This is a genomic window from Streptococcus gallolyticus subsp. gallolyticus DSM 16831, assembly GCF_002000985.1.
GTDB classification, from domain to species: Bacteria; Bacillota; Bacilli; order Lactobacillales; family Streptococcaceae; genus Streptococcus; species Streptococcus gallolyticus.
Map to the genome: position 1 here is coordinate 410,451 of NZ_CP018822.1, position 26,183 is coordinate 436,633.

General features: G+C 38.2%; 26 protein-coding genes, 1 tRNA gene and 1 pseudogene. 20 read left to right on the forward strand and 8 right to left on the reverse strand.

Going from position 1 to position 26,183, the window contains the following annotated elements; translation table 11 throughout:
* Nucleotides 1-2 precede the first annotated feature (2 nt).
* The 5 genes from accB to BTR42_RS02310 all read left to right on the forward strand — a co-directional run bounded on the left by accB (nucleotide 3) and on the right by BTR42_RS02310 (nucleotide 4,018).
* Nucleotides 3-488, forward strand: coding sequence for an acetyl-CoA carboxylase biotin carboxyl carrier protein (gene accB / locus BTR42_RS02290; RefSeq protein WP_043878624.1), 486 nt, complete (start codon nucleotides 3-5; stop codon nucleotides 486-488).
* Nucleotides 485-907 (forward strand): 3-hydroxyacyl-ACP dehydratase FabZ, encoded by a 423-nt coding sequence (gene fabZ / locus BTR42_RS02295; RefSeq protein ID WP_009853419.1) that lies wholly within the window; start codon nucleotides 485-487, stop codon nucleotides 905-907. The genes accB and fabZ overlap by 4 nt, the downstream gene beginning before the upstream one ends.
* Before the next feature lie 95 nt (nucleotides 908-1,002).
* Nucleotides 1,003-2,373 (forward strand): acetyl-CoA carboxylase biotin carboxylase subunit, encoded by a 1,371-nt coding sequence (locus BTR42_RS02300; RefSeq protein WP_061459038.1) that lies wholly within the window; start codon nucleotides 1,003-1,005, stop codon nucleotides 2,371-2,373.
* An 8-nt stretch (nucleotides 2,374-2,381) separates the two neighbouring features.
* Nucleotides 2,382-3,248 (forward strand): acetyl-CoA carboxylase, carboxyltransferase subunit beta, encoded by an 867-nt coding sequence (accD, locus tag BTR42_RS02305; RefSeq protein WP_077496218.1) that lies wholly within the window; start codon nucleotides 2,382-2,384, stop codon nucleotides 3,246-3,248.
* On the forward strand, nucleotides 3,245-4,018 hold the full coding sequence (locus BTR42_RS02310; RefSeq protein WP_009853422.1) for an acetyl-CoA carboxylase carboxyl transferase subunit alpha: 774 nt from the start codon (nucleotides 3,245-3,247) through the stop codon (nucleotides 4,016-4,018). Before accD ends, BTR42_RS02310 begins: the two co-directional genes overlap by 4 nt.
* A 132-nt stretch (nucleotides 4,019-4,150) precedes the next feature.
* Here BTR42_RS02310 and serS read toward each other — a convergent pair whose 3' ends face one another.
* From serS to BTR42_RS02340, 6 genes are all read right to left on the reverse strand, one after another.
* On the reverse strand, nucleotides 4,151-5,428 hold the full coding sequence (gene serS / locus BTR42_RS02315; protein ID WP_009853423.1) for a serine--tRNA ligase: 1,278 nt from the start codon (nucleotides 5,426-5,428) through the stop codon (nucleotides 4,151-4,153).
* A gap of 251 nt (nucleotides 5,429-5,679) precedes the next feature.
* On the reverse strand, nucleotides 5,680-6,051 hold the full coding sequence (locus BTR42_RS02320; RefSeq protein WP_009853424.1) for a DUF956 family protein: 372 nt from the start codon (nucleotides 6,049-6,051) through the stop codon (nucleotides 5,680-5,682).
* Nucleotides 6,052-6,127: 76 nt separating this feature from the next.
* Complete coding sequence (locus BTR42_RS02325; RefSeq protein WP_077496220.1) at nucleotides 6,128-7,039, reverse strand: PTS system mannose/fructose/sorbose family transporter subunit IID; 912 nt, start codon at nucleotides 7,037-7,039, stop codon at nucleotides 6,128-6,130.
* A 14-nt stretch (nucleotides 7,040-7,053) separates the two neighbouring features.
* Nucleotides 7,054-7,857 carry a PTS mannose/fructose/sorbose transporter subunit IIC gene (locus BTR42_RS02330; RefSeq protein ID WP_009853426.1) on the reverse strand — a complete coding sequence of 268 codons (804 nt, stop codon included), beginning with the start codon at nucleotides 7,855-7,857 and terminating at the stop codon, nucleotides 7,054-7,056.
* A 159-nt stretch (nucleotides 7,858-8,016) separates the two neighbouring features.
* Nucleotides 8,017-9,000, reverse strand: a complete 984-nt coding sequence (locus BTR42_RS02335; RefSeq protein WP_077496222.1) for a PTS sugar transporter subunit IIB — start codon at nucleotides 8,998-9,000, stop codon at nucleotides 8,017-8,019.
* Nucleotides 9,001-9,327: 327 nt separating this feature from the next.
* Complete coding sequence (locus BTR42_RS02340) at nucleotides 9,328-10,140, reverse strand: HAD family hydrolase (RefSeq protein ID WP_074658685.1); 813 nt, start codon at nucleotides 10,138-10,140, stop codon at nucleotides 9,328-9,330.
* A gap of 89 nt (nucleotides 10,141-10,229) precedes the next feature.
* Here BTR42_RS02340 and BTR42_RS02345 point away from each other — a divergent pair, with 89 nt between their 5' ends.
* From BTR42_RS02345 to lytR, 6 genes and pseudogenes are all read left to right on the forward strand, one after another.
* A complete protein-coding gene (locus tag BTR42_RS02345; protein WP_009853429.1) occupies nucleotides 10,230-10,814 on the forward strand; it encodes a hypothetical protein in 585 nt (194 codons plus the stop codon).
* A gap of 144 nt (nucleotides 10,815-10,958) precedes the next feature.
* Nucleotides 10,959-11,558 carry a DUF1361 domain-containing protein gene (locus BTR42_RS02350; protein WP_077496224.1) on the forward strand — a complete coding sequence of 200 codons (600 nt, stop codon included), beginning with the start codon at nucleotides 10,959-10,961 and terminating at the stop codon, nucleotides 11,556-11,558.
* 104 nt (nucleotides 11,559-11,662) lie between these two features.
* Nucleotides 11,663-13,084, forward strand: a complete 1,422-nt coding sequence (locus BTR42_RS02355) for an NCS2 family permease (protein WP_009853431.1) — start codon at nucleotides 11,663-11,665, stop codon at nucleotides 13,082-13,084.
* A gap of 184 nt (nucleotides 13,085-13,268) precedes the next feature.
* Nucleotides 13,269-13,712 carry a tRNA (adenosine(37)-N6)-threonylcarbamoyltransferase complex ATPase subunit type 1 TsaE gene (tsaE, locus tag BTR42_RS02360; protein WP_009853432.1) on the forward strand — a complete coding sequence of 148 codons (444 nt, stop codon included), beginning with the start codon at nucleotides 13,269-13,271 and terminating at the stop codon, nucleotides 13,710-13,712.
* Nucleotides 13,705-14,217 (forward strand): annotated as a pseudogene (locus BTR42_RS02365) (GNAT family N-acetyltransferase). The gene tsaE and the pseudogene BTR42_RS02365 overlap by 8 nt, the downstream one beginning before the upstream one ends.
* A gap of 10 nt (nucleotides 14,218-14,227) precedes the next feature.
* A complete protein-coding gene (lytR, locus tag BTR42_RS02370) occupies nucleotides 14,228-15,385 on the forward strand; it encodes a glycopolymer--peptidoglycan transferase LytR (protein ID WP_009853434.1) in 1,158 nt (385 codons plus the stop codon).
* Nucleotides 15,386-15,550: 165 nt separating this feature from the next.
* On the opposite strand, the gene BTR42_RS02375 is transcribed toward lytR, so the two are convergent.
* Together BTR42_RS02375 and BTR42_RS02380 are read right to left on the reverse strand one after the other, a co-directional pair.
* Nucleotides 15,551-15,853, reverse strand: coding sequence for a hypothetical protein (locus tag BTR42_RS02375; RefSeq protein ID WP_077496226.1), 303 nt, complete (start codon nucleotides 15,851-15,853; stop codon nucleotides 15,551-15,553).
* Nucleotides 15,850-16,269 (reverse strand): HIT family protein, encoded by a 420-nt coding sequence (locus BTR42_RS02380; protein WP_061459029.1) that lies wholly within the window; start codon nucleotides 16,267-16,269, stop codon nucleotides 15,850-15,852. The genes BTR42_RS02375 and BTR42_RS02380 overlap by 4 nt, the downstream gene beginning before the upstream one ends.
* A gap of 63 nt (nucleotides 16,270-16,332) precedes the next feature.
* On the opposite strand from BTR42_RS02380, the gene BTR42_RS02385 reads away from it, so the two are divergent.
* The 9 genes from BTR42_RS02385 to BTR42_RS02425 all read left to right on the forward strand — a co-directional run bounded on the left by BTR42_RS02385 (nucleotide 16,333) and on the right by BTR42_RS02425 (nucleotide 26,181).
* Nucleotides 16,333-17,058, forward strand: a complete 726-nt coding sequence (locus BTR42_RS02385; protein ID WP_009853437.1) for an ABC transporter ATP-binding protein — start codon at nucleotides 16,333-16,335, stop codon at nucleotides 17,056-17,058.
* A 1-nt stretch (nucleotide 17,059) separates the two neighbouring features.
* Nucleotides 17,060-18,094, forward strand: a complete 1,035-nt coding sequence (locus BTR42_RS02390; RefSeq protein ID WP_077496228.1) for an ABC transporter permease — start codon at nucleotides 17,060-17,062, stop codon at nucleotides 18,092-18,094.
* A 64-nt stretch (nucleotides 18,095-18,158) separates the two neighbouring features.
* Nucleotides 18,159-18,953, forward strand: coding sequence for a cell cycle regulator CcrZ (gene ccrZ / locus BTR42_RS02395; protein ID WP_012961430.1), 795 nt, complete (start codon nucleotides 18,159-18,161; stop codon nucleotides 18,951-18,953).
* On the forward strand, nucleotides 18,953-19,591 hold the full coding sequence (gene trmB / locus BTR42_RS02400) for a tRNA (guanosine(46)-N7)-methyltransferase TrmB (RefSeq protein WP_003063401.1): 639 nt from the start codon (nucleotides 18,953-18,955) through the stop codon (nucleotides 19,589-19,591). The genes ccrZ and trmB overlap by 1 nt, the downstream gene beginning before the upstream one ends.
* 41 nt (nucleotides 19,592-19,632) lie before the next feature.
* Nucleotides 19,633-19,717, forward strand: a tRNA-Ser gene (locus BTR42_RS02405).
* 216 nt (nucleotides 19,718-19,933) lie between these two features.
* Nucleotides 19,934-20,959: a sensor domain-containing diguanylate cyclase gene (locus BTR42_RS02410; protein ID WP_077496230.1), complete on the forward strand. Its 1,026-nt coding sequence runs from the start codon at nucleotides 19,934-19,936 to the stop codon at nucleotides 20,957-20,959.
* Nucleotides 20,960-20,964: 5 nt separating this feature from the next.
* Nucleotides 20,965-22,032, forward strand: a complete 1,068-nt coding sequence (locus tag BTR42_RS02415) for a bifunctional glycosyltransferase family 2/GtrA family protein (RefSeq protein ID WP_077496232.1) — start codon at nucleotides 20,965-20,967, stop codon at nucleotides 22,030-22,032.
* The gene (locus tag BTR42_RS02420) at nucleotides 22,019-24,244 is read left to right on the forward strand and encodes a glycosyltransferase family 2 protein (RefSeq protein ID WP_077496234.1); all 2,226 of its coding nucleotides are present in this window, start codon (nucleotides 22,019-22,021) and stop codon (nucleotides 24,242-24,244) included. The genes BTR42_RS02415 and BTR42_RS02420 overlap by 14 nt, the downstream gene beginning before the upstream one ends.
* The gene (locus tag BTR42_RS02425; RefSeq protein ID WP_077496236.1) at nucleotides 24,241-26,181 is read left to right on the forward strand and encodes a hypothetical protein; all 1,941 of its coding nucleotides are present in this window, start codon (nucleotides 24,241-24,243) and stop codon (nucleotides 26,179-26,181) included. The genes BTR42_RS02420 and BTR42_RS02425 overlap by 4 nt, the downstream gene beginning before the upstream one ends.
* The last annotated feature ends 2 nt before the right edge of the window (nucleotides 26,182-26,183 follow it).

Here is a 26,183-nt window from a genome sequence, read left to right on the forward strand (position 1 = left end):
TGGTGAATATTTCAGAAGTAAAAGATTTGATGGCACAATTTGACCAATCAAGCTTACGTGAATTTTCATTTAAAACAGGTGAAGCTGAATTGACATTTAGCAAAAATGAATACACTTCACCAGTAGTACCACAACAAGCTAGTCAAGCTCCTGCTGCGGCACCAGTTGAAGTAGCAGCAACTGCTCCTGTGGCACCTGCGCAAGCAGCAAGCGATTCTGAAGAAACAGTTGTTGATACTGATATTTTTGCTGAAGGTGATGAAGTAACAAGTCCGCTTGTTGGTGTGGCTTATCTTGCTCCAGCTCCTGATAAACCAGCCTTTGTTTCAGTTGGAGATTCTGTTAAAAAAGGTCAAACATTGTTGATTATTGAGGCAATGAAAGTGATGAATGAAATTCCAGCTCCAAACGATGGTATTGTCACAGAAATTATGGTAAATAACGAAGATGTTGTTGAATTTGGACAAGGATTGGTACGTATTAAATGATTGATATTAAACAAATTCGTGAAGCTTTGCCACACCGTTACCCAATGCTTTTGGTTGACCGTGTGCTTGAAGTGAGTGACGATGAAATTGTTGCAATTAAAAATGTGACAATCAATGAGCCGTTTTTCAATGGTCATTTTCCAGAATATCCAGTAATGCCAGGCGTTCTTATTATGGAGGCTCTTGCGCAAACTGCTGGTGTTTTGGAACTTTCAAAAGAAGAAAATAAAGGGAAACTAGTTTTCTACGCTGGAATGGATAAAGTTCGTTTCAAGAAACAAGTTGTTCCAGGTGACCAATTGGTGATGACAGCAAAATTTGTCAAACGTCGTGGTACAATTGCTGTAGTTGAAGCAAAAGCAGAAGTTGACGGGAAATTAGCAGCTTCTGGCACATTGACATTTGCTATTGGCAGTTAAGAAGAATAGTAGTTTAACGTAAACTGTGACAACATAAAGAATTTTGACAAGGGTTGCAAAGATGCAATTCCTGATAGGAGGATAAAAGCAGACGTATGTTTAAAAAATTATTAATTGCCAATCGTGGTGAGATTGCGGTGCGTATTATTCGTGCAGCGCGTGAATTGGGAATCAATACGGTAGCTGTCTATTCTGAAGCGGATAAAAATTCTTTGCATACAATTTTGGCTGATGAAGCAATCTGTATCGGTCCAGCTCGTTCAACCGATTCTTATCTTAATATGAATGCTGTCTTGTCAGCTGCTATTGTGACAGGAGCGCAAGCCATTCACCCAGGTTTTGGTTTTTTAAGTGAAAATTCAAAATTTGCTACCATGTGTGAAGAAATGCACATCAAATTTATCGGTCCTAGTGCTGAAATCATGGATAAAATGGGTGATAAAATCAATGCTCGTGCTGAAATGATTGCTGCAAACGTACCTGTTATTCCTGGTTCTGACGGTGAGGTATTTACTGCAGAGGAAGCACTTGAAGTGGCTGATAGACTTGGTTATCCTGTTATGCTAAAAGCTTCTGCTGGTGGCGGTGGTAAAGGAATTCGAAAAGTCGAATCTGCAGAAGAACTTGTACCTGCCTTTGAATCAGCTTCACAAGAAGCTTTGGCGGCTTTCGGTAACGGTGCTATGTACATCGAAAAAGTCATCTATCCAGCTCGACACATCGAAGTTCAAATTTTAGGTGATTCTCATGACAATGTCGTTCATCTTGGTGAACGTGACTGCTCTCTTCAGCGTAATAACCAAAAAGTTTTAGAAGAAAGTCCATCAGTTGCTATTGGTAAAACCTTGCGTGCTCAAATTGGCGATGCCGCTATTCGTGCCGCAAAAGCAGTTCACTATGAAAATGCAGGTACGATTGAATTCTTGCTTGACGAGAAAACATCAGAATTTTACTTTATGGAAATGAACACACGTGTTCAGGTAGAACACCCTGTCACTGAGTTTGTTACTGGTGTTGATATTGTTAAGGAACAAATTCGTATTGCAGCAGGTCAACCATTATCTGTGACACAAGATGATATTACAATCACAGGTCATGCGATTGAATGTCGTATTAATGCTGAAAATCCGAAATTCAATTTTGCACCGAGCCCTGGTAAAATTACAGATTTGTATTTGCCAAGTGGTGGTGTTGGATTACGTGTTGATTCAGCTGTTTACAATGGTTATAGTATTCCACCTTATTATGACAGTATGATTGCTAAAATTATTGTTCATGGTGAGAATCGATTTGATGCTCTGATGAAAATGCAGCGTGCCCTTTATGAGTTAGAAATTGAAGGTGTTACCACAAATGCAGAATTCCAAATGGATTTAATTTCAGATGAGCATGTCATCGCTGGAGACTACGATACGTCATTCTTGATGGAGACTTTCTTGCCAAATTATAATAAAGAAAATGATTAGGAGATTTCATGGCTTTATTTAGTAAAAAAGATAAATACATTCGAATTACTCCCAATAACTCCCTAAACCAATCAGCGCCTCGTGAAGTACCAGAGGTACCTGATGAATTGTTTGCAAAGTGCCCAGCTTGTAAGCATATGATTTATCAAAAGGATTTAGGAGTGGCAAAAATTTGTCCAGCTTGTTCTTATAATTTTCGAATTTCTGCCAAAGAGCGCTTAGCTATTACCGTAGATGAAGGAAGTTTTGAGGAACTCTTTGCTGGGCTACAAACGCAAGACCCTCTTAAATTCCCAGGTTACCAAGAAAAATTAGCTAAAATGCGTGAAAAAACTGGACTTGATGAAGCTGTTTTGACTGGTAAGGCTTTGATAAAGGGGCAAAAAGTGGCGCTTGCCATTATGGATTCAAACTTTATCATGGCATCAATGGGGACAGTTGTTGGTGAAAAAATAACACGCTTATTCGAATTAGCAATTGGAGAAAAACTACCTGTTGTCATTTTCACAGCATCAGGTGGCGCTCGTATGCAAGAAGGTATTATGAGCTTGATGCAAATGGCAAAAATTTCAGCTGCTGTTAAGCGTCATTCTGAAGCTGGTCTGTTTTATTTAACGATTTTGACCGACCCTACAACGGGTGGTGTGACAGCAAGTTTTGCTATGGAAGGTGATATTATTATTGCTGAACCACAAGCTTTAGTCGGCTTTGCTGGACGACGTGTTATTGAAACGACTGTTCGAGAAAACTTGCCTGAGGATTTTCAAAAGGCAGAATTCCTTTTGGAACATGGTTTTGTTGATGCGATTGTTAAACGCACGGAAATGCCAGATGTTATTGCCAAATTAGTTGCGTTTCATGGAGGTGCTAAATGAGTAGCGATGTATCAAGAATATTGAAAGAAGCGCGTGACCAAGGACGTTTGACAACCTTGGAATACGCTGAACTCATTTTTGATGATTTCATGGAACTTCATGGTGATCGTCATTTTGCCGATGACGGTGCCGTTGTTGGCGGTATCGCACGCCTAGATGGTCGTCCTGTGACAGTTATTGGTATTCAAAAAGGAAAAAATTTACAAGAAAATCTCAAACGCAATTTTGGTCAACCAAATCCAGAAGGTTACCGTAAAGCATTACGTTTGATGAAACAAGCTGAAAAATTCGGTCGTCCTGTCGTTACGTTTATCAATACAGCGGGAGCTTATCCTGGTGTTGGTGCTGAAGAACGTGGGCAAGGGGAAGCCATTGCACGCAATCTACTTGAAATGAGCGACCTTAAAGTGCCAATTATCGCTATTATCATTGGTGAAGGGGGCTCTGGTGGTGCTCTTGCACTCGCTGTAGCTGATAAGGTTTGGATGCTCGAACACAGCATGTATGCGATTTTGAGTCCAGAAGGCTTTGCCTCTATTCTTTGGAAAGATGGCTCTCGTGCGACAGAAGCCGCTGAATTGATGAAAATCACAGCTGGTGAGCTTTATAATATGGGAGTAGTTGATAGAGTTATTCCCGAACATGGCTATTTTTCAAGTGAAATTGTTGAAATGATTAAAACAAATCTAATCACTGAATTAGATGAGCTTAGTCAACTACCATTGGAACAACTCCTTGAAAGTCGTTATCAACGTTTTAGAAAATATTAAAAAATCCCGCTTGTGCTAGCCTCAAATCCTGAAAAATTTCTTGGTTTGAGGATGGTTCAAGGGGATTTTTATTGTATTCTGGTTTCTTTAGTAAAAAACACCTGCTAGTCAGTTGGCTAGCAGGATATTTTATTATTTAGGTGAGATGACTTCAGCTCCACCCATGTATGGACGAAGAACTTCTGGAATTGTTACAGAACCGTCTTCGTTTTGGTAGTTTTCAAGGATTGCAGCGACTGTACGTCCAACGGCAAGACCTGAACCGTTAAGTGTGTGAAGAAGTTTAACTTTGCCGTCTGCTTCGTCACGGTAACGGATTTGGGCACGACGGGCTTGGAAATCTTCAGTATTTGAACAGCTTGAGATTTCACGGTAAGTATTTTGTGCTGGAATCCAAACTTCTAAATCATAAGTTTTAGCAGCTGAGAATCCCATATCGCCAGTACAAAGTGTGATAACACGGTATGGCAAACCAAGTTTTTGAAGAATGTTTTCAGCGTTAGCCACCATTTTTTCCAATTCGTCGTATGATGTTTCTGGTTTAGAGAATTTCACCATTTCAACTTTGTGGAATTGGTGAAGACGAATCAAACCACGTGTGTCACGACCAGCTGAACCAGCTTCTGAACGGAATGATGGGCTCATTGCTGTGAAGTAAACTGGAAGTTCTTTACCGTCAAGGATTTCACCACGGTAGTAGTTTGTAAGTGGCACTTCCGCAGTTGGGATAAGAACGTAGTCAGAGTCAGCTAATTCAAATGTGTCCTCTTTGAATTTTGGATATTGACCAGTACCGAACATTGAGTCATGGTTGACCATGTAAGGTGGGATAACTTCTGTGTAACCTTCTTTAGCGTGTTCATCCAACATAAAGTTGTAGATAGCACGTTCTAGGCGAGCACCAAGTCCTTTGTAGAAAAGGAAGCGAGAGCCAGTAACTTTGGCACCACGTTCCCAGTCAAGAATACCGAGGTCTTCACCAAGGTCCCAGTGAGCTTTGATGTCAAAGTCAAAGTCACGAGGTGTTCCCCAACGGCGAACTTCTACGTTTTCATCTTCGTCAGCCCCGACAGGAACATCAGCGGCTGGGATATTTGGAAGTGTAGTTGTGAATTCGGCTAATTTGTCATCGATTTCAGCTAATTCAGCATCAGTAGCTTTGATGTCTGCTGATAATTTTTGCATTGCGGCAATTTGTTCAGAAGCGTCTTCTTTGTTGCGTTTTGCTTGAGCGATAGCGGCAGATGCTGTGTTGCGTTCAGCCTTAGCTGATTCAGATTTGACAAGCAATTCACGGCGTTTGTCGTCAAGTTCTTTTAATTCAGCTAATTTTTCAGCAGCAACGCCACGTGTTGCTAATTTTTTAGCGACTTCGTCAAAATCATTACGAATACGTTTGATGTCTAACATAGTTTTCCTCCAGTAGTCTTCAGCGTTCATATGGCTAAATAAAGCTCAGATGAACAAAAAGCACAGCATGTAAACTTGCTGGAGCGCAATCGCGCGGTTCCATCCAGCTTCACATCCTGTGCACTTAATTTTCTATTTTTAAATGATATAACGGTAGAATTTCGGAATTATCACTCTATCTGCTCACAGCAACCGCAGACTTTCTGAAAGAGCTCCACTCTTACTTATCCGTACTCTTTATTATACTAGATTTATTTCCTTTTGACAAATCTTGATAGTCTTTTAATAATGGTTTGAACCAAGGTTAGCATACGGACAACTTTGTCGTTTCCGATATGTTGGCGAGCTACTTTTAGAATCTTTCCTGAATCTTTTGAGGCAAAAAGAAATTTACCTTTGTCAGTAAAGACTTCAAAGTGACGGCTGACTTTATTGCGAGAAACATTTGCTCCGATTTTTTCAATATTTTCCCAAGGAATTTGAATGTAATCTTCAACATTAGCATCGCTGTAAAATTCTAAGCCTTTATTTCCTAAAAGAAATTTGCCAACTTTTCCCCCCATACCGAGGTAAGAAACACCAGTAGTCGTTAATTCTACCGTAGAATTAATTGATTGTGCCATGTCATCTCCTCTGATAAGCTTTTAGTCTATTATAACATAATAAAAAAAGAAGGATCGAAATCCTTCCTTTCTTTTATTACATGATTCCGAAGAAGCGAGCGATGATACCAACGATGAACAATCCAATGATGATTGTGATTGGTGAAACTTTTTTCTTAAGCAACCACATACAGAAGAATGTGAGAAGAAGTCCCATCAAACCAGGAATCAATGAGTCTAATTGACTTTGAAGGGTATTAGTTTGTGTAGAAGTCAAGCTAAGTCCGTTAGCGACATCACCAAGAATACCTTGAAGTTCAGTACCTGTTACGTTTCCTTTAGGGAATTCGATGTAAGCACCCTCTGACAATTGAGTTGAAGGAAGATTTACAGTAAATGTAATTGATACCCAACGTTCAACCAAGACAGCAAGGATGAACATACCAAGGATTGAAGCACCTTTAGTGATTTTTTGGATAATACCACCTGAAAGGTCTTTAGTGATTTCAGAACCAGCTTTATAACCAAGCTCTTGAGTGTACCACAAGAATGCCATACGAATGATGTTCCATCCAAAGAAGAATAGGAGTGGACCAACAATGTTACCTGCCATAGCAAGTGAAGCACCAAGGGCACCAAGGATAGGACGAACAGTAAACCAGAAGACTGGGTCACCGACACCAGCAAGAGGTCCCATCATACCGATTTTAACCCCTTGGATAGCTGTGTCATCAATTTCAGCACCATTTGCGCGTTCTTCTTCAAGGGCAAGAGTTACACCGATGATCGGAGCAGCAACGTATGGGTGAGTATTGAAGAATTCCAAGTGACGTTCAAGAGCAGCAGCTCGGTCTTCTTTAGATGTATAAAGTTTTTTGATGGCAGGGATTAAAGCATATGCCCAACCTAAGTTTTGCATACGTTCGTAGTTCCAAGAACCTTGAAGGAAAGTTGAACGCCACCAAACTTTTTGACGGTCAGATTTTGATAATTGAAGTTTTTCAGTCATGTTTGTGCCCCTTTCTAGTAGTCTTCTAGGATATCGCCAATTGGGTCACCAGAACCTGAAGCAGTTCCGCCACCGTTTCCACCTTTTTCTGAAAGGTTAAGGTAGATGAAGGCAAGGGCAACACCGATTGTACCAAGTGCGATAAGAGTAAGATCAGAGACAGCTGCTACTGCAAAACCGATAGCGAAGAATGGCCATACTTCACTTGTAGCCATCATGTTGATAACCATAGCGTAACCTACGGCAACAACCATACCACCACCGACAGCCATACCACCTGACAACCAGTCTGGCATAGCGTTAAGAACAGATTGTACTACTGATGTTGGTACTGCAAGAAGAAGTGCAGCAGGAACAGCAATACGAAGTCCTTGAAGGAAAAGAGCAACTAAGTGAGTGCGTTCAACAGCAGCGATGTTTCCTTCTTTAGCGGCAGCGTCAGCACCGTGAACAAGGGCAACAGAAGCTGTACGAACAAGCATTGTAAGGAAAAGACCAGCAACAGCAAGAGGGATAGCAGTCGCAGTTGCAACAGCGATACCTTTAGTTGTGAAATCTCCACCTTTGACCATGATAATGGCAGCAGCTACTGAGGCGAGGGCAGCATCAGGCGCAACAGCGGCACCAATGTTAGCCCAACCAAGAGCGATCATTTGAAGTGAACCACCAAGGATGATACCTGCTTCAAGGTTACCAGTAACAAGACCGATAAGCGTGCAGGCAACTAGTGGTTGGTGGAATTGGAATTCGTCAAGGATACCTTCAAGACCAGCGAAGAAGGCAACTACAACGACTAAAATCATAGAAATAACTGACATTATTCTAGTTCCTTTCGTTTATAAAAGTTTTCAATGTGCAATAGGTAAGCCAGAAACCACGGCTTACTTAATTTGGATAAAAACAGGATGTTGAGTTTGTGTTTATGATAATCGGTAATGTATAGAAACGCTTACTTTTTATGTTAAACACAGCTCATATTATTGAACGTTTGCTTTTTTGATAAGATCAAACAAGTCTTTCTTAGAATCATTAGGGACTTTACGTACGTCAAATGTTACGCCAAGGTCACGTAATTTTTCAAATGTGGCAACATCATCTTTATCCATAGATAAAACGTTGTTAACCATTGTTTTACCTGTTGAGTGAGCCATTGAACCAACGTTAAGTTCTTTAATTGGCACACCGCCTTCGATAGCTTCAAGAGCTTCTTGAGGTGTTTCAAACAAGATAAGTGCATGTGTGTTACCAAAACGAGGGTCTTTAGATGCTTCAATCAATTTCTTGATTGGAACAACGTTTGCTTTAACACCGTTTGGCGCAGCTTGTTTAATCAAACCTTTACGCAATTCGTCTTTAGAGACTGTATCAGAAGCAACGATGATACGATCTGCTTTAGACGCTGGTGTCCAGTTTGTTGCAACTTGTCCATGAAGAAGACGTGTGTCGATACGAGCGAGGTTAATTTTAAGTTTACCATCACCGATGACAGTTCCTTCTGGGATAGCACCTTGAGGTGCAGCTTGTGCAGCAGCAGCTTCTTCAGCTGGGTTGAGTTCTTCAGGAAGTGCTTTAACACCGTCTTTAGACTCTTTAATGATATTTGCAACAACTTGTTCAACACCTGCATTAGCGTCCATCATACGCTCTGTGTAGGCTTGGATAAGCATTGGCAAATTGAGACCTGTAATGATAGCCATCTTGCGGTCTGGATTTTCACCCATCACGCGACTAGCTTGGTTAAATGGAGAACCACTCCAAAGGTCAGCTAGTACGAGGATTTCATCATCAGCATCAAATTGTGCGATAGCATCGTTGAAGTGTGCATACAAATCATCTGGTCCTTCGCTTGGCATGAAAGTTACGACTTGAACTTTCTCTTGTTCGCCAAAAATCATAGAACCTGATTGATGAATACCTTCAGCAAATTTACCATGGCTGGCAATAATAATACCGATACCCATTCTTGTTCTTCCTCCTTTTAAATATTTTTCGTTGAAACAAAAAAGAATAATCTCCTTCCAAGCGAACTTGGCAATTCTTTTCCGTTTCAACGAAATTTAAGAACGATATTATTGTAAAACGTTTTCAATAAAAAAGCAATAGCTTTTTGAGAAAAAATAGCACAAATCATGAAAAATTTTCAGAAACGCGCAGGATAAGACGACTGAATTTGACAGAAAAATAGCATTTGTTCGGATACTGCCGATCAAAAAATGAAAATGCTGTGAAAACGTTTTGAAAAGAATGAAAAAAAGAAAAAACTTCCCAAAAGAAGTTTTTTCATAAATTTATAGAAAAATTTTTTCAAGTTCTTTGGCAACACCGTCTTCTTCATTAGAAAATTCAGTTTGTTTATCGGCAAATGGCAGAAGAATGTCACTTGCATTTTTCATAGCGTAGCCTGTTCCAGCAAATGATAACATCTCGGTGTCGTTATGTTCGTCGCCAAAAGCAATCAAGTTATCTTGAGAGATATTGAGTGCTTTTAGGAGATATTTCAAAGCGTAAGCTTTGTTGATGCCTTTTGGTGAAAATTCGAGAATGTTAAGCGGACCACCCCAAGAATCAATTTCGATTTCGTAATTGAAGTGTTTACGCATTTCGTCAGCAAGAGCGTATTTATCTTGGTGACGTGTTTGCATGAGAATGCCGTTCGGATTTTCAGTGATTTTTTTGATGTCCATTGACATTTTTTCAGTAATTTCTGGGACACCGAAAAGTTGAGGATTTACGCGATTGTGGTCTTGGGCGCTAATATAGAATTTTTTTCGGTACTCGCTGGCAATAAAATCCGCTTCAATGCTTTGTTGCATATCAAGAACATCAAGCAGGTATTGCTTGTCAATCGTAACGCTATGTTCCCATTCCCATTTTTTCTCGGGTAAATGTGTGAGCGAGCCATTGAAAGAAATCATCGGAGTTGATAATTCAAGGCGGCGATAGTGTTCAAGTGCCATACGATAAGGACGTCCAGTTGCAATAACGACCTTATGCCCTTTGTTTTGAATTTTTTTAATCGTTTCAACGGTATAATCTGAAATGGTATTGTCGCTGCGCAACAATGTACCGTCTAAATCAAGTGCAATCATTTTCTTTGTCATAGCTGTTATTATAACAAAAAAGACTATTAAATTAAAAGAAAAGATTTCTATGCTATAATAGTAGTAATAAAAAATGAGGTTTTGGATTCATGTATAAAATTGTTTGGAGTCATTTATTTGCCCTAGGCATTATTTTGGGAGTTGTTTATTATCAGTCTAACATTGATGGCTTGATGAATGACGTCTTGTTTTCGTTGCTGACTTTGGAGATGGGATTTTTATTCTATTATTTTAAACACGTTTTGTTACGTGGCTTGGTTTTAATATTTTGGTGCTTTTTCTATCCTTATAATTTGAACGTTTTGTTTAGTGTGGCTGACACGTCTTGGGATACTGCCGCTTTATGGACATCAAATGGGATGAAATCTTTCATGCTTTATTTGGCAGTTCTTGTATTTGCCTTGATTGCTGGAACATTGAGCATACGGTTGATTTTAAATGCATTTAAATTAAATCATTACATTCAAGTATTCTTTGTAATGGGAATTGCATTTTTTGCTAGTCTGATGTTTCAAATTTTACGAACATTGGGAATTACTTGGAAAGTGATTTTATCACAACACCTCAATATTTTTGAGCAGGTCTCAAAAGCTCTGACAACAATTAATATGCCATTTATTCTAGGGTTAATGGTTGTGCAGGTGATGATGTTTGTTTTGTTGGATAATGATTAATTAAGCTAAGGAATTGTCCTTGGCTTTTATTTTTCAGTATTTTATCGCTTTGTTCTTGTGGTTATGCTTACTTTGTTTGTTAGTTTTAAAGGGCTTTTTAAGCTCTTTTTTGCTATAATGTCTGTTTAAAGAAAGGAGAAAAATATGGCTAAGAAAATTGTTTTTATTCATCTCTTTTTCGGGGTTATTGCTTTTGGCATTTACCATTATCATCTTGAAGGACCAGACCTTGTTTGGAATATGTTTTTAGCTTTGGTGGCTCTTGATTTTTCACTTGTTTCCTATTATATAAGTAAAAAAGTTGTAAGGGGATTAGGAGCTATTCTGTGGCTATTTTTTTATCCTAATACCTTCTACATGTTAACGGATATTGTTCATATGCAATTTACAAGTACAGTATTGTGGAACAAAACGAGTTTGATTTTGTATATGCTATATGTGTCTAGTATTTTGTTTGGTGTTCTTTGTGGGATTGAAAGTGTTAAAAATATTGTTCTTACTTTTAAACTAAAAAATTATTCTTTACGGTTGCTTTTTATTGGTGTTTTGTCATTTATTTCAAGTTTTGCTATCCATATCGGACGTTACGCCCGCTTGAATTCTTGGGATATTTTCACACGTCCAAAAACTGTTATTAGTGAAATTCTAGACGTTGTTAGCTGGGATGCTGTTCATTTTGTGTTAGGGTTTACATTTATTCAGATTTTATGTCTGGTATTTCTTGACCGAGAAAATTTCAAATAAAGTTATTGAAAAGTGAACAATCTTTTGGTAAAATATGTAAGTCGTTCGGAAATAGAACAAAAAGCGACTATTATTAACCTTATCAAAGGAGAAACCATTTTAAAATGGAAAAGTTTTTTAAACTTAAAGAACATGGTACAGATGTTCGTACAGAAGTAACTGCTGGTTTGACAACTTTCTTTGCAATGTCTTATGTTTTGTTTGTCAATCCGTCAATCCTCTCACAAACAGGAATGCCTGCACAAGGTGTGTTCCTTGCTACTATTATTGGTGCTGTTGTTGGTACATTGATGATGGCTTTCTATGCTAATCTTCCATATGCACAAGCACCAGGTATGGGACTTAACGCATTCTTTACTTATACAGTTGTCTTTTCATTAGGATACACTTGGCAAGAAGCGTTAGCAATGGTATTCATTTGTGGACTTATTTCACTTGTTATTACAGTAACGAAAGTTCGTAAATTGATTATTGAGTCAATTCCTGCAACATTGAAATCAGCAATTTCAGCAGGTATTGGTATTTTCCTTGCTTACGTTGGTATTAAAAATGCTGGTTTCTTGAAATTCTCTGTTGATGCAGGAACATACACAGTGTCTGGAACAGGTGCTGACAAAGGTCTTGCTTCAATCACAGCTAATGCCTCAGCTACACCAGGTTTGGTTGCTTTCAACACACCAACTGTTATCCTTGCATTGATTGGTCTTGCTATCACTATCTTCTTTATCGTTAAAGGTATCCGTGGTGGTGTTATTCTTTCAATCGCTGTAACAACTATTGTTGGTATTTTCATGGGTGTTGTTGATCTCGGTTCAATCAACTGGTCAGCGACTAACTTATCTGCTTCAATCAATGATTTGAAACAAGTCTTTGGTGTTGCTCTTGGAAGTCAAGGTTTGGGGTCATTGTTCTCAGATGCTTCACGTATCCCAGGTGTTTTAATGGCAATTCTTGCTTTCTCATTGACAGATATTTTTGATACAATTGGTACACTTGTTGGTACTGGTGAAAAAGTTGGTATTGTTGCCACAACTGGTGAAAATAAAGAATCTAAATCACTTGACCGTGCCCTTTATTCTGATTTGGTTGGTACAACATTAGGTGCGATTGCAGGTACTTCAAACGTAACAACTTACGTTGAATCAGCAGCAGGTATCGGTGCTGGTGGTCGTACTGGTTTGACTGCTCTTGTTGTAGCTGTTCTCTTTGCTATTTCAAGCTTCTTTAGTCCACTTGTTTCAATCGTTCCTACACAAGCAACAGCACCTATCCTTATCATCGTTGGTGTGATGATGCTTTCAAATCTTAAAAATGTTAAATGGGATGATTTGAGCGAAGCTATTCCAGCTTTCTTTACATCAATCTTTATGGGATTCAGCTATAGTATCACTTACGGTATCGCAGCTGGATTTATCACTTACACATTAGTTAAAATTGTGAAAGGTCAAGCTAAAGATGTTCACTTTGTTATGTGGATTTTGGATTTCTTGTTCATTCTTAACTTTGTTTGCTTGGCAATTTTGTAAGAGATATAGTTTTAGACGAAAGTTGGAGGAGAAATTCCTCCAGCTTTTTTAAATCCTTTTTAGGCGGTATTGAGTAGCTGTTTTAAGGTGTTTGGAGGATTAGAATTTTGAAATTTTATAATGAAAATAGGAGAAAAGTCGGACGAGACTTGGAAGAGTTTCAGTTTTTTGATATAATAGTTCCATGTTTTATAGTCACAATGAAGATGAGTTGATTGCTTATGGAAATCGGCTCGGTCAAGAATTACAGGCAGGAGATATTCTTGTTTTAACAGGAAATCTTGGTGCTGGTAAGACAACCTTAACCAAGGGAATTGCTAAGGGACTTGATATTCACCAGATGATTAAGAGTCCAACATACACGATTGTTCGGGAATACGAAGGACGTTTACCACTTTATCATTTAGATGTTTATCGTATCGGAAATGATCCTGATTCTATCGATTTAGATGATTTTTTGTATGGTGATGGCGTAACTGTGATTGAGTGGGGTGAGCTTCTTGAGACTGACTTGCTTGGTGATTATCTAGAGGTTGTTATTACGCCGTCAGGAGATGGGCGTGAAATAACACTACATGCTAACGGTTCACGGAGTCAAACGCTTTTGGAGGCGATTGAACGTGGCTGAGCAGGAAGTTATCATTGAGGAAGCGCAGCCTTCAGATGCCAAAGCTTTGATTGATTTACTTAATCAAGTAAATGCAGAAACAGATTTTATCATTTTAGAGAAGAACTTATCTCTTGATGATATGCAGACTTTTTTACGAACACGTGCAGAAGTCTTAAATGAAATTTGTTTGGTTGTTAGAGTTGGGTCTGAGCTTGCGGGAGTGCTTAATATTGTTAGCACGAACTCACCACAAACTAATCATATTGGAGATATTTTCATTGCATTGCAAGAAAAATATTGGGGATACGGGCTTGGTTCGCTTTTAATGGAAGTTGCTCTTGATTGGGCAGAGCAAACGCCAATGATTCGCCGTTTGGAGTTAACAGTTTAAGCTAGAAATAGCAGAGCTGTTCACCTTTATGAAAAGTTCGGTTTTAAGATTGAAGCTACGAAAGAACGTGGCGCAAAAACTAAAGATGGAGAATTTCTTGACGTCTACTTGATGAGTAGGTTGATAGACTAAAAGTAAACAAATGAAACTCGGAAAAAAAATTCTGCTAATGATAGCAGCAATCTTTGTAACAACAATTGTTGCCTTAGGTGTTTATATTACAACAGCTTACAATTTCTCAACAAGTGAGCTTTCAAAAACGTTTAAAGACTACAAGACGTCTGATTCTAGTAGTAATGCTATTGAGCAAACAAAACCTATCTCAATTCTTTTAATGGGGGTTGATACGGGAGATTCAGAACGTACGTCAACGTGGGAAGGTAACAGTGACTCTATGATTTTGGTGACTGTTAATCCTGAAACGAAAAAAACAACGATGACTAGTTTGGAACGTGACGTTTTGGTGACACTTACTGGACCAGAAGATAATGATATGAATGGCGTTGAAGCTAAATTGAATGCCGCATATGCTTCTGGCGGTGCGCAAATGGCTATCATGACGGTACAAAGTTTGTTGGATATTACTATTGATTACTATGTCCAAATCAACATGCAAGGTTTGGTAGATTTGGTTGATGCTGTTGGTGGTATTACCGTAACCAATAATTTCGATTTTGCCATTTCGATTGCTGAAAATGAACCTGAATATACAGCAACCGTTGAACCTGGTACTCACAAGATTAATGGTGAACAAGCTTTGGTTTACGCACGTATGCGTTATGATGACCCAGAAGGTGACTATGGACGTCAAAAACGCCAACGTGAAGTCATTCAAAAAGTCTTGAAGAAAATTTTAGCGCTTGATAGTGTAAGTTCATATAAAAAAATCCTTTCTGCTGTAAGTAGCAATATGCAAACAAATATTGAAATTTCATCTAGCACGATTCCAAGTCTACTTGGTTATACAGATGCTTTGAGTGATATTGAAACCTACCAACTACAAGGTGAGGATGCGACGATTAATGGTACATCATATCAGATTGTCACATCAGATCATCTGCTTGAAATTCAAAATAATATCAAGAAACAACTTGGTTTGGATGAAAGTACAACCTTGCAAACAACAGCTGTTCTCTATGAAAATCTCTATGGTAGTGGAACATCAAGTTCTTATGATAGTGGCTATGGTGATTATAGTAGTTCTAGCGGCTATGACAGTGGTTATAGTGATTACAATAGTGGTGGTTATAGCGACTATAGCACAGATACTTATTCTGATTACAGTGCTTATTCATATTAAGATAATAGAAGCTGAGATAAAATCTCAGCTTTTTTAGTTTATTTACAAGTCGCTGTCAAGAAATATTAAAACAGCAATTACCAACTTGAGTCAACCTAGATTTTCCCATGTACAATTGATTAGGCATTATAAAACCACCAAGCTAAAAGGCTTGGTGGTTGTTGCTTAGTTTTCTTTTTGATATTTTGCTAGCGTTGCTTTGATTTGCTCTAAGCGGCTATTGGTTTCTTGTTCAAAAAGGCGACGTTTGTAATCCAAATCTTGGCTGATTGTTTGAAGTATTGGAAGCTGGTTGTTAATGTCATCAATACTGCGACGAATTTTTGCGATGTCAGTTGAAATTCTTTCGCTAATGTCATCAGCTTCTACGATTTCTGCTTTAAATTGGTCGCGGTTTTTATAGACGTGATAAGCTGCATATCCTGCGCAACCAGCCACGCCGAGTGCGATAAGATGTCTTAATTTCATGCTTTTACCTCTTGAGAGATTTGCTCTGCTAATTTACCAAGCGCTTCAAAGTCAGGTTCGTGTTCTGTGAAGGCAAATGTGACTTCGTCGTTAGTATCATAACGTGGGATGAGGTGGACGTGTGCATGGAAAACAGTTTGTCCAGCGACTTCTTCGTTGTTATTAAGAATATTCATGCCGACAGCACCAGTAGCTTTTTGGACGGCACGTGCGACTTTTGGTAAACGAGCAAAGAGTATTTCTGATGTTTCTTGAGACATGGCAAGAACATTGCGGACGTGCTCTTTTGGAATTAATAGAGTATGTCCTTTAGTTGTTTGTGAAATGTCTAAAAAAGCAAGTACTTGGTCATCTTCATAGACTTTTGATGATGGGATGTCACCAGCGATAATTTTACAAAAGATACAATTTTCCATTTGAATCACCTATAATCCTTTGATTTTGTTATAATTATTATATCAAAAATTTGTGGGTATCTTATGTTAAAAATTGAAAATGTAACTGGGGGATATATTAACATCCCTGTCTTAAAAAATATTTCTTTTGAAGTTGGTGACGGTGAGCTTATTGGCTTAATTGGTTTGAATGGGGCTGGTAAGTCAACGACAATCAATGAAATTATCGGACTTTTAACGCCATATCAAGGGCAAATTTCGATTGATGGTTTGACTTTGGCGCAGGATCAGGCGGAATATCGTAAGAAAATCGGATTTATCCCAGAAACGCCAAGTTTATATGAAGAACTGACTTTACGTGAACATTTAGAAACGGTTGCAATGGCTTATGACCTTAATTATGATGAGGCGATGGCGCGTGCGACAGAATTGTTGGAACTTTTCCGTTTATCTGATAAATTAGAGTGGTTTCCGATTAATTTCTCTAAAGGGATGAAGCAGAAGGTCATGATTATTTGTGCCTTTATGGTCAATCCAAGTTTGTTTATCGTTGATGAACCCTTTTTGGGATTGGACCCATTAGCGATTTCGGATTTGACAGAATTATTGGCGCAAGAAAAGGCAAAAGGAAAAGCGATTTTGATGTCAACACACGTTTTGGATGCTGCTGAAAAGATGTGTGACCGTTTTGTGATTTTGCATCAAGGGCAAATTCGTGCGACTGGTACATTAGCAGAGCTACGTGAAGCTTTTGGTGATGAGACAGCAACGCTTAATGATATTTATATGTCATTGACTAAAGAGGTGTGATATGAAAGAAGTTTTTCAAAAGCGCCGTAGTGCTTTTTTAGGGCAATGCTTAAAGTATCTTCGTTATGTTTTTAATGACCATTTTGTGCTAGTCTTGGTTTTCTTAACAGGTTTTCTGATGGTTCAATACAGCCAGCTGTTACGTCAGTTTCCAAGTCAGACAGTCGTTATTGACGTGATTTTGGTCTTGGTTATCCTTGTTTTGCTTAGCCTTGGGAAGATTGCGACTTATTTGGAAGCACCTGATAAATTGTTCTATTTGCCAAAAGAAATTGAGATTTTGCAATGGCTATCACAGGCAAGACGTCGTGCTTTTGTGATTTGGACGATCGTGCAAACGGTAATTCTTGTCTTATTAGCTCCTATCTTCTTTAAACTAGGTTTTTCAACGGTTACCTTTGGCATTTTATTGCTTGCTTTAGCGGTTGTGAAATGGCTTGTAATGAAAGAAAAAAGCAAGGTATTCTTTTCTCAAGGAAAATTTTCATGGGATGCTGCCATTTCTTATGAAGCAAAACGTCGTCAAGGAGTGCTTAAATTCTTTTCACTTTTCACAACGGTTAAGGGAATTTCAGCTAGTGTGAAACGTCGTTCGTATTTGGATGGTCTGCTTGGTTTGGTCAAAAAAACACATGCCGAAACATGGTCAAATTTGTACCTACGTGCGTTTTTACGGAGTTCAGATTATTTTGCTTTAACCTTGCGATTACTCGCATTGAGCTTGCTTGCGCTTATCTTTATTTCTAATCGCTTGGTAGCAGTTGGCTTGGCTTTGGTCTTTAATTATTTATTACTTTTTCAATTATTAACCCTATCCCAACATTTTGATTATCAATATTTGACCAGTCTTTATCCAATTTCTGAAAAGCAAAAGGCGGCTAATTTAAAGACATTTTTGAAAAAATTATCGTATTTACTGGGCTTTTTGGAGTTGTTATTAACGTTTTCTTGGCAAGCAGCGGGCTTGTTGGTTTTGGTAACGGTTATTATTACAGAATGGTATCTTCCTTACAAAATCAATAAGATGATTGACTAGGCGCTGTAAAACAAGTAAAATAGGAGTAAACAAACGATTCACGAAAGAAAAGGAGGGCGGACAGGTGACAGTATCGGATCAAGAATTGACAATGACTCCCTTGCAAGGTAAGAGTGGTAAAGCCTTTATTGGTCAATATCCAAACGGTGAAAAAATCTTTATTAAATTGAATACGACACCGATTTTGCCTGCACTTGCTAAAGAACAGATTGCACCACAATTATTGTGGGTACGTCGAACTGGCAATGGTGATACAATGAGTGCTCAAGAGTGGCTTGATGGTAGAATTTTGACAAAAGAGGATATGGGGAGTAAACAAATTGTCCATATTCTTTTGCGTTTGCACAAATCACGCCCTCTAGTTAATCAGCTGTTACAGTTGAACTATAAGATTGAAAATCCTTATGATTTGTTGGTGGATTGGGAAAAAAATGCCCCACTTCAAATCCAAGAGAATACTTATCTGCAAAGTATCGTCAAAGAATTAAAACGCAGTTTACCAGAGTTTCGTTCAGAAGTTGCAACGATTGTGCATGGTGATATTAAGCATAGCAACTGGGTCATTACGACTAGTGGTATGATTTACCTTGTTGATTGGGATTCTGTGCGATTGACAGATAGAATGTATGATGTAGCCTTTCTTTTGAGCCATTACATTCCATATTCACGTTGGCATGAGTGGTTAAATTATTATGGTTACAAGGATAATGAGAAAGTACGCCAAAAAATTGTTTGGTACGGACAATTCTCATATCTTTCACAAATTTTAAACTGTTTTGATAAGCGTGACATGGAGCACGTGAATCAAGAAATTTATGGTTTACGAAAATTTAGGGAGTTAGTTAGTAAAAAGAAATAATGCGAGTTAGAAAACGTAAGGGTGCTGAGGAGCACTTAGAAAATAACCCACACTATGTTATTTTAAATCCAGAAGAAGCCAAAGGACGTTGGCGCGAAGTATTTGGTAATGATAATCCGATCCACATTGAAGTAGGTTCAGGAAAAGGAGCTTTCATTACTGGAATGGCTTTGCAAAATCCAGATATTAACTATATCGGAATTGACATTCAAGTATCTGTGCTTAGCTATGCTTTAGATAAAGTGTTAGATAGTCAAGCACCGAATGTTCGTTTGTTGTTAGTTGATGGCTCTGATTTGACAAATTATTTTGCAGATGGTGAGATTGATTTAATGTATTTGAATTTTTCAGATCCATGGCCGAAAAAACGTCATGAAAAACGCCGTTTAACTTATAAGACATTCTTGGATACTTACCGTCAAATTTTACCAGAACAAGGTGAAATTCATTTCAAAACGGATAACCGTGGTTTGTTTGAATACAGTTTGGCAAGTTTCTCACAATATGGCATGATTTTAAAACAAGTTTGGTTAGATCTGCATGCTAGTGATTTTGAGGGAAATGTCATGACTGAATATGAGGAAAAATTTTCTCAAAAAGGACAAGTCATTTACCGTGTTGAAGCACAATTTCAGTAATTAGTGGACTGGTTAAAGAAGTGGTTATCTAAGCTTCTTTCGGAGAGGTCGCATAGTGGTCGAGTGCGCACGCTTGGAAAGCGTGTAGTCCAATTGGGCTCGGGGGTTCGAATCCCCTCCTCTCCTTACAAAATTGAATAGTAAAAAACGCCCTTTATTTTATAGATAATGATGTAAAAAATCAAGGCATTTTTTTGTACTCAATTATCGTAATGTTATTGAGATTTATGAATGGGAAAAACTCTCACCGGAGTTAAGAAATATTTAAAAAATAACAACTATAGTTTGAATGTTTGGGAGCAAGCTGCTGGTAGTAAAACTACTTAGAATGGTGAGGCTGTAATGGTATTAGGAAAAGTAAGTGATTTTTTAATCAAGCATCAAAGATTGTTAACGTACTTAAGTATTTTTGCTGCGTTAATATTATTAATGCGCTTAGTGTATGATGATGTTTTGATTGACCATGATAATCCCATCGTTTTAGCAATCTTGATAGGAATACTAGTTCTTTGGACCCTAGCATCTTACCTTAATCGAAGACAGCATATGCTATCCCACTTTATCTTACAGAGTTCGAAACTTATTAACGTCTATGCTGTAGACTTAGATTATCGTTTTATTGCGGTTAATAAGAATGATATTCGGCTCATGGAAGAAATCTTTTATTTCACTCCCAAAATTGGTGACTTTCCAATGAATTATCTTGATAGTGAAGATGCTGCGCGTTTAAAAGCAAATGTTGATCGTGCGAAAAAGGGTGAAACATTTACATTTATGGATACTATTAAGACAGGCGACAAAACGCTTTACTGGCAAAATATGTATTCTCCCATTTATAACAATCGCCAAAAAGTGATTGGTGTTTTTTGTTTTGTTCTTGATGTTACAGAGCAGAGACTTCATGAACTTGAAATACAGAGGATGGCATACGAAGATGTTTTAACACGGGTTCATAATCGACGATATATTGAGCTTGCTTTTGAGGAATGTCTGACGCGTAAAGAAGAACAAATTACGGTTATTATATCTGATTTGGATAAATTCAAGGAAGCAAATGATACCTTTGGACATGCTACGGGGGATAAGATTCTAATTGAATTTGGTGATATTTTAACGAAGATAATGCCTGAAAGTGCTGTAATAGCAAGGTTAGGTGGAGATGAATTTGCGGTTCTATTACCGGAAGTTTCTGAAAATCAAGCTGAATTTTTAATAAAACTTGTTCAAGCAGAAATGACTGTCAAAGATATGGGTGTCACAGCATCTCTAGGTGCTTATACAGATTCTTATCAATCACATAAAACCTTCGTTGATTTTTGTGCAATGGCGGATAAGAAAATGTACGAAAATAAAAGTCAGAAAGGATAAAGCAGATGATATATCAAGATGTTGTTATTGTTATTCCTGCCTATGAACCTGATGAACGTTTGTTGGAACTTTTGAAAAATATTCGTGACAAGGAAAATCACGCATTTGACATTGTTCTTGTTGATGACGGTAGTGGGGTGGAGTTTGCGTCGTTATTTGCAACAGCACAGAGTAACTATGCTTGTCATTTGCAAAGACACGCTGAAAATAAAGGAAAGGGTCGTGCTTTAAAAACGGCTATTTCATATATTTTGGACAATTTTCCTAATGCCAAAGGAATTGTGACGATTGATTCTGATGGTCAACATACCTACGAAGACATGATGAAATGTTTGGCTGAATTTTTGCAACATCCTGATAGTTTGGTGCTGGGTGTTAGAACATTTGAAAAATCTGTTCCTTTACGTAGTAAATTTGGAAATTTATTGACAAGAGACGTCTTGGGGGCTATGACAGGTATGAACGTTTCTGATACGCAAACAGGGCTTCGTGTGATTCCTATGTCATGGCTACCAAAACTCTTAACCGTGGAGGGTGAACGGTATGAATTTGAGATGAATATGTTACTTGAGGCAAAAGAGGAAAATATTCCGATTCGTGAAGTTGGTATTGCAACGATTTATTTGGATGAAAATCAGTCGTCGCATTTTGATGTGATTCGTGACTCGATTAGAATTTACAAGGTTTTCTTCAAGTACATTTTTTCATCATTGTTTTCCTTCTTGGTTGATATTGTTGCTTTTACGATTTTAATTTCTTTGTTTAATGGATTGAGTTTTAGTGCGGTGACGTTAGCTTCGATTTTAGCGCGTGCGATATCATCTGTTGTTAATTTCACCTTGAATCATAAAGTGGTCTTTAAACAAGGTCAATCAAATAGTGCGATAAAATACTTCACTTTGGTGGTAGTACAGATTGCTCTGTCAAGTTTATTGGTAACAGTTCTAGGAAATGCCTTGACGATGCTGCCAATTTCAGTGGTGAAGATTTTAGTTGATGGTACACTTTTCTTTGTCAGTTATTTTGTGCAAAAACATTTGATTTTTAGTGGAGGCGAGAATGAAAACCAGTAAGAGGATACTCTATTTCGTTGCATTTGTAACGACTGCCTTTTATTTAACTTGGCGTTTGGTGGCGACTATTCCGTGGCATGATTCATGGTTTGCGCTGATTTTTGGGATTTTATTGTGGGGAAGTGAGGTAGTTTCAGCCATTACAGGATACATTCTCATTTGGAATAAGCAAAAGGACTTTGAGCTTGAAAAGCCTGAGATTGCTAAGGAGCGTTACCCAGATGTGGATGTTTTGATTGCAACGCATAATGAGGATCCAGAGTTGCTTTATAAGACGATTAATGCCTGCACTTTTATGGAATATCCTGATAAGTCTAAGGTGCATATCTACGTCTGTGATGATACCAATCGTCTAGAAGTTGCCAAATTGTCTGATGAGCTTGGTGTTGGTTATTTTGGTTTGGCGGATAATAAAGATGCCAAATCAGGAAACTACAATAATGCTTTACGTCAGACGTCATCACCTTTGGTGGCGACATTTGATGCGGATATGATTCCTTATCGTGAATTCCTGTTGGAAACTGTGCCTTATTTTGTTGAACAAGTTGAGGCTTATGAAAATGGTGACGATTATGATAAGTCAAAAGTTGGTTTGATTCAAACGCCACAAAGTTTTTACAATGCTGATATTTTCCAATTTAACTTGTTTTCAGAATCAACCTTACCAAACGAACAAGATTTCTTTTCCAAAGAAATTAATGTTTTCAATAATTCGCACGGCGCAGCGGTTTATACGGGGTCTAATACGGTTATTTTCCGCAAGGCGATTGAAGATGTTGGTGGTTTTCCGACAGATACCATTACGGAGGATTTCGAGCTAGGTGTTCGGATGAATGCGGCTGGTTATGTAAATTATTCGACGAAAAGTCCAATGGCTAGCGGGTTAACGCCAACAGATTTGAAGAGTGTCATCAAACAGCGCGTGCGCTGGGGACGTGGCGTTATTCGCAGTAGCTACAATATGAATATCTTCTTTAATCCCAAATTGACAAAGGGGCAAAGAATTGTTTATATTAATGGCTATCTTTACTGGTGGTCTTTCTTTAGACGGTTGTTGTATATCTTGGCGCCAATTTTATATACGGTTTTCCATGTGCGTGTGGTGGTGTCAAATATCTGGCTACTGTTCCTATTCTGGTTGCCAAGTTACGCCTTGACACGCTTGTCAATGCGAGAAGTCTCAAAACAATACCGAACACAGGTTTGGGGAGAAATTGTGGAAACGATTTTTGCTCCGTATTTGTTTATTCCCATGATGTTGGAGTCCTTTGGCATTAGCGAGAAAAAATTTAAGGTGACACGTAAGGGAAATGATACGTCGTGGACGTTGTACCTTTATGCGCTTCCTTATCTTGTTTTGTGGGGATTAGCCGTTTATGGTTTGGTGACTTTTAACTATGGAAAATTTGGTTCAGAGCTTTTTTATGGAAGTATTATCAGTTTTTGGTTGATTTATCATATTATCAATTTGACCTTTGCGATTTTCTGTGCGCTTGGTCGTCCGATTTATCGCTCAAGTGAGCGTTTTACTGTTGATGAAGCTATGGTTATTGAGGTTGATGATGATTCTTACCAAGTGAGAGTCTGTGATATTTCAGAAACGGGGATTTCATTCTATACGGATTTACCATTGTATTTGCCGAAAGAAAAAGAACTGACGCTTAATTTGCAATCACGTGATTACCATGCGAGAGTAAAAGGTCATGTTGTTCGTGTTTTTGCGATTGATAATGGTTGGCGCTACGGCGTTCAATTTTCAGAAGTTCCTGAAGCTGATAAGCGCGAATTTTATCAGTACATTTATGACCGCATTAATCACAATCTTCCGAAGGAAAAAGACCCTTGGATGACAACATGGGATGATTTATTTGAGAACTTTAGTCAACGTTTCCAAAGTAATGAACGTCCTGTTTCAGCCTATGACCAAGTAGCTTTTCCGAAAGTTCGCGTCAATGAAGAGGTTCAAGTTGCTGGAAAAAAACGCCAGCTTAGAAAGACAGATTATTATTACATGACATTTTCTGGAAAATTGACAAATCCTAAAAAAGAACCGAATGTCGCATTTACCTACAAAGATTTGCCAATTCAGTTGACTTTTGTGTCCTATGATATTGATAGAGACGAATCGCTTTATCAAGTTACCAATTTAGCGGATTTGGATAGCCTACCTGCTTTTAAAGCCTTGGCAAATGAATGGAGAGGGAGAGTATGATTAGTATTGCTAGATTACTGTTGTTCTTTGTAATTACTATGGGGTATGATGCCTTTTTCCGTAATACTGTGAAGATGAATCGTCGTTTGACATGGGTGTTTACATTTTCGGTCATTACATTGGTATTGTACCTTGGTAGTTTGTTAGGCTTTATGTTGCAGACTGTGTATGCCATTTCTGTTTTAGGCTGTCTTTTGAGTCTTTATTATCTTTGGGCGGTATGGAAAAAGAAATATCGCTTTAGGAGACTTGATTATATTGCGCTTGGAATGATGGCTTATTTGCTTTTGTTTGGAATAACGCTCTGGCATTCACCGCTTTTACATTATGATAATTTTACGCATTGGGCAACGATTGTAAAATTTTTCCATATCAATAATGCTTTGCCAACACAGCAGGATACGATTATTAGTTATTATACCTATCCTGTTGGAAGTTCACTTTTCATTTATTTTTTCACGACTATCGTAGGCTTTTCAGAAGGCAGTATGTTGGTCGGGCAATTCTTCTTGATTGCTTCATCTCTTTATGCCATGTTTGCAGCACTTCGTGATGATCGACGTGTCTTAATGGTTAGCATGATTTTTGCTTCGTTTGCTGTTTTTAATACGTTCAACGTTGCTATTCGATTAAATAATTTGCTGGTTGATTTTCTGCTTCCAGCCTTGGCCTTGGCAGCCATAGCAGGTTGTTTTGCCTATCGTAATCGTTTCTGTTTTTTGTCGCTAAATACGGCGGTAATTCTTGGATTATTAAGTATCGTCAAAGTAAGTGGACTTTTCTTTGTCGCTCTCGTTTTAGTAGCTTATGTGGTTTGTATTGTGCGTTTACTTGTTCGTAAAAGAGCACGCTTAAAAGCACTAGTGCTGCTCATAATGACCTTGCTAGTCAGCTTTCTTCCCTTTGTTATTTGGCAAAAGCACGTGACGGATAATTTCCCAAATGCCTCAAGTGCCAAGCATGCGGTGTCCATGTCAGAACTTGGTCAGGTATTGACTGGGAATCTGTCAGGCGACCCACAAAAAATTATCACTCTTTTTGTCAAATCGGTGTTTACGTTTGACAGTTTGGCAAGCAATGGAATTTTGATAATCAATCTGATTATGCTGATTGCCTTTATTGTGATTGGCATTCGTTTGAAACATAAGAAATTTGTCTTGTTGACATGGGGATTTGTTAATATTTCGATTGTGACTTACTATATTGGCATTTTACTCATGTATTTGACAGCAATGCCGACTGATGAAGCGTTAGAATTAGCAGGATTTGAGCGCTATGCTTCGAGCATCGTTATCTTTGCTTTTGGTTGTTTGACCATGGCTTTAGCATGGGTAATGGACAAGTGTCTGTATGAAAAAATCATTAGTAAACGTAATGCTAGGTCTTACAAGAGCTTATTTAATAAACGCTTGTACCAATATGTGAGCCTTGTTTTGACAGTTTATGCCATTGGAATGTTCTTGTCAGAAAATAATAGCATTGTTTACAATAACAATCAGGAAACAAACGAGGTCGCAAAAGAAATTCATCAGCTTACTGGAAGTCAGAGTGATTCGTCAACGGATAGAATTTTGGTTGTAACAGCAGACAAGGAGAATGTAGATAGTTATTTTGTCCAATATGCTAGTCGTTATTATCTGTGGGATGTCAATGTTGATGCCAGAGAAAATTTTGTGTCGGCTGACCAAGAATTTTTAGATTTAATGGCATCATACAGCGACAGCGCAACAAGTTATTACCTCTGGAATGAAAATATCGATACTAGAGATGATTTCAATTTAACAGACGATGACTTTATTGCACTCTTAAAAACATATGACGAAGTCTTGATTTTAGATGACCATTATACGTTTAATGCCTTGACGAAAAAGCTTTTCGGTCGGACATATTCCCCAGGATTGTATAAAGTATCAGATATTCTTGCTGGAAAAGGGTAAGT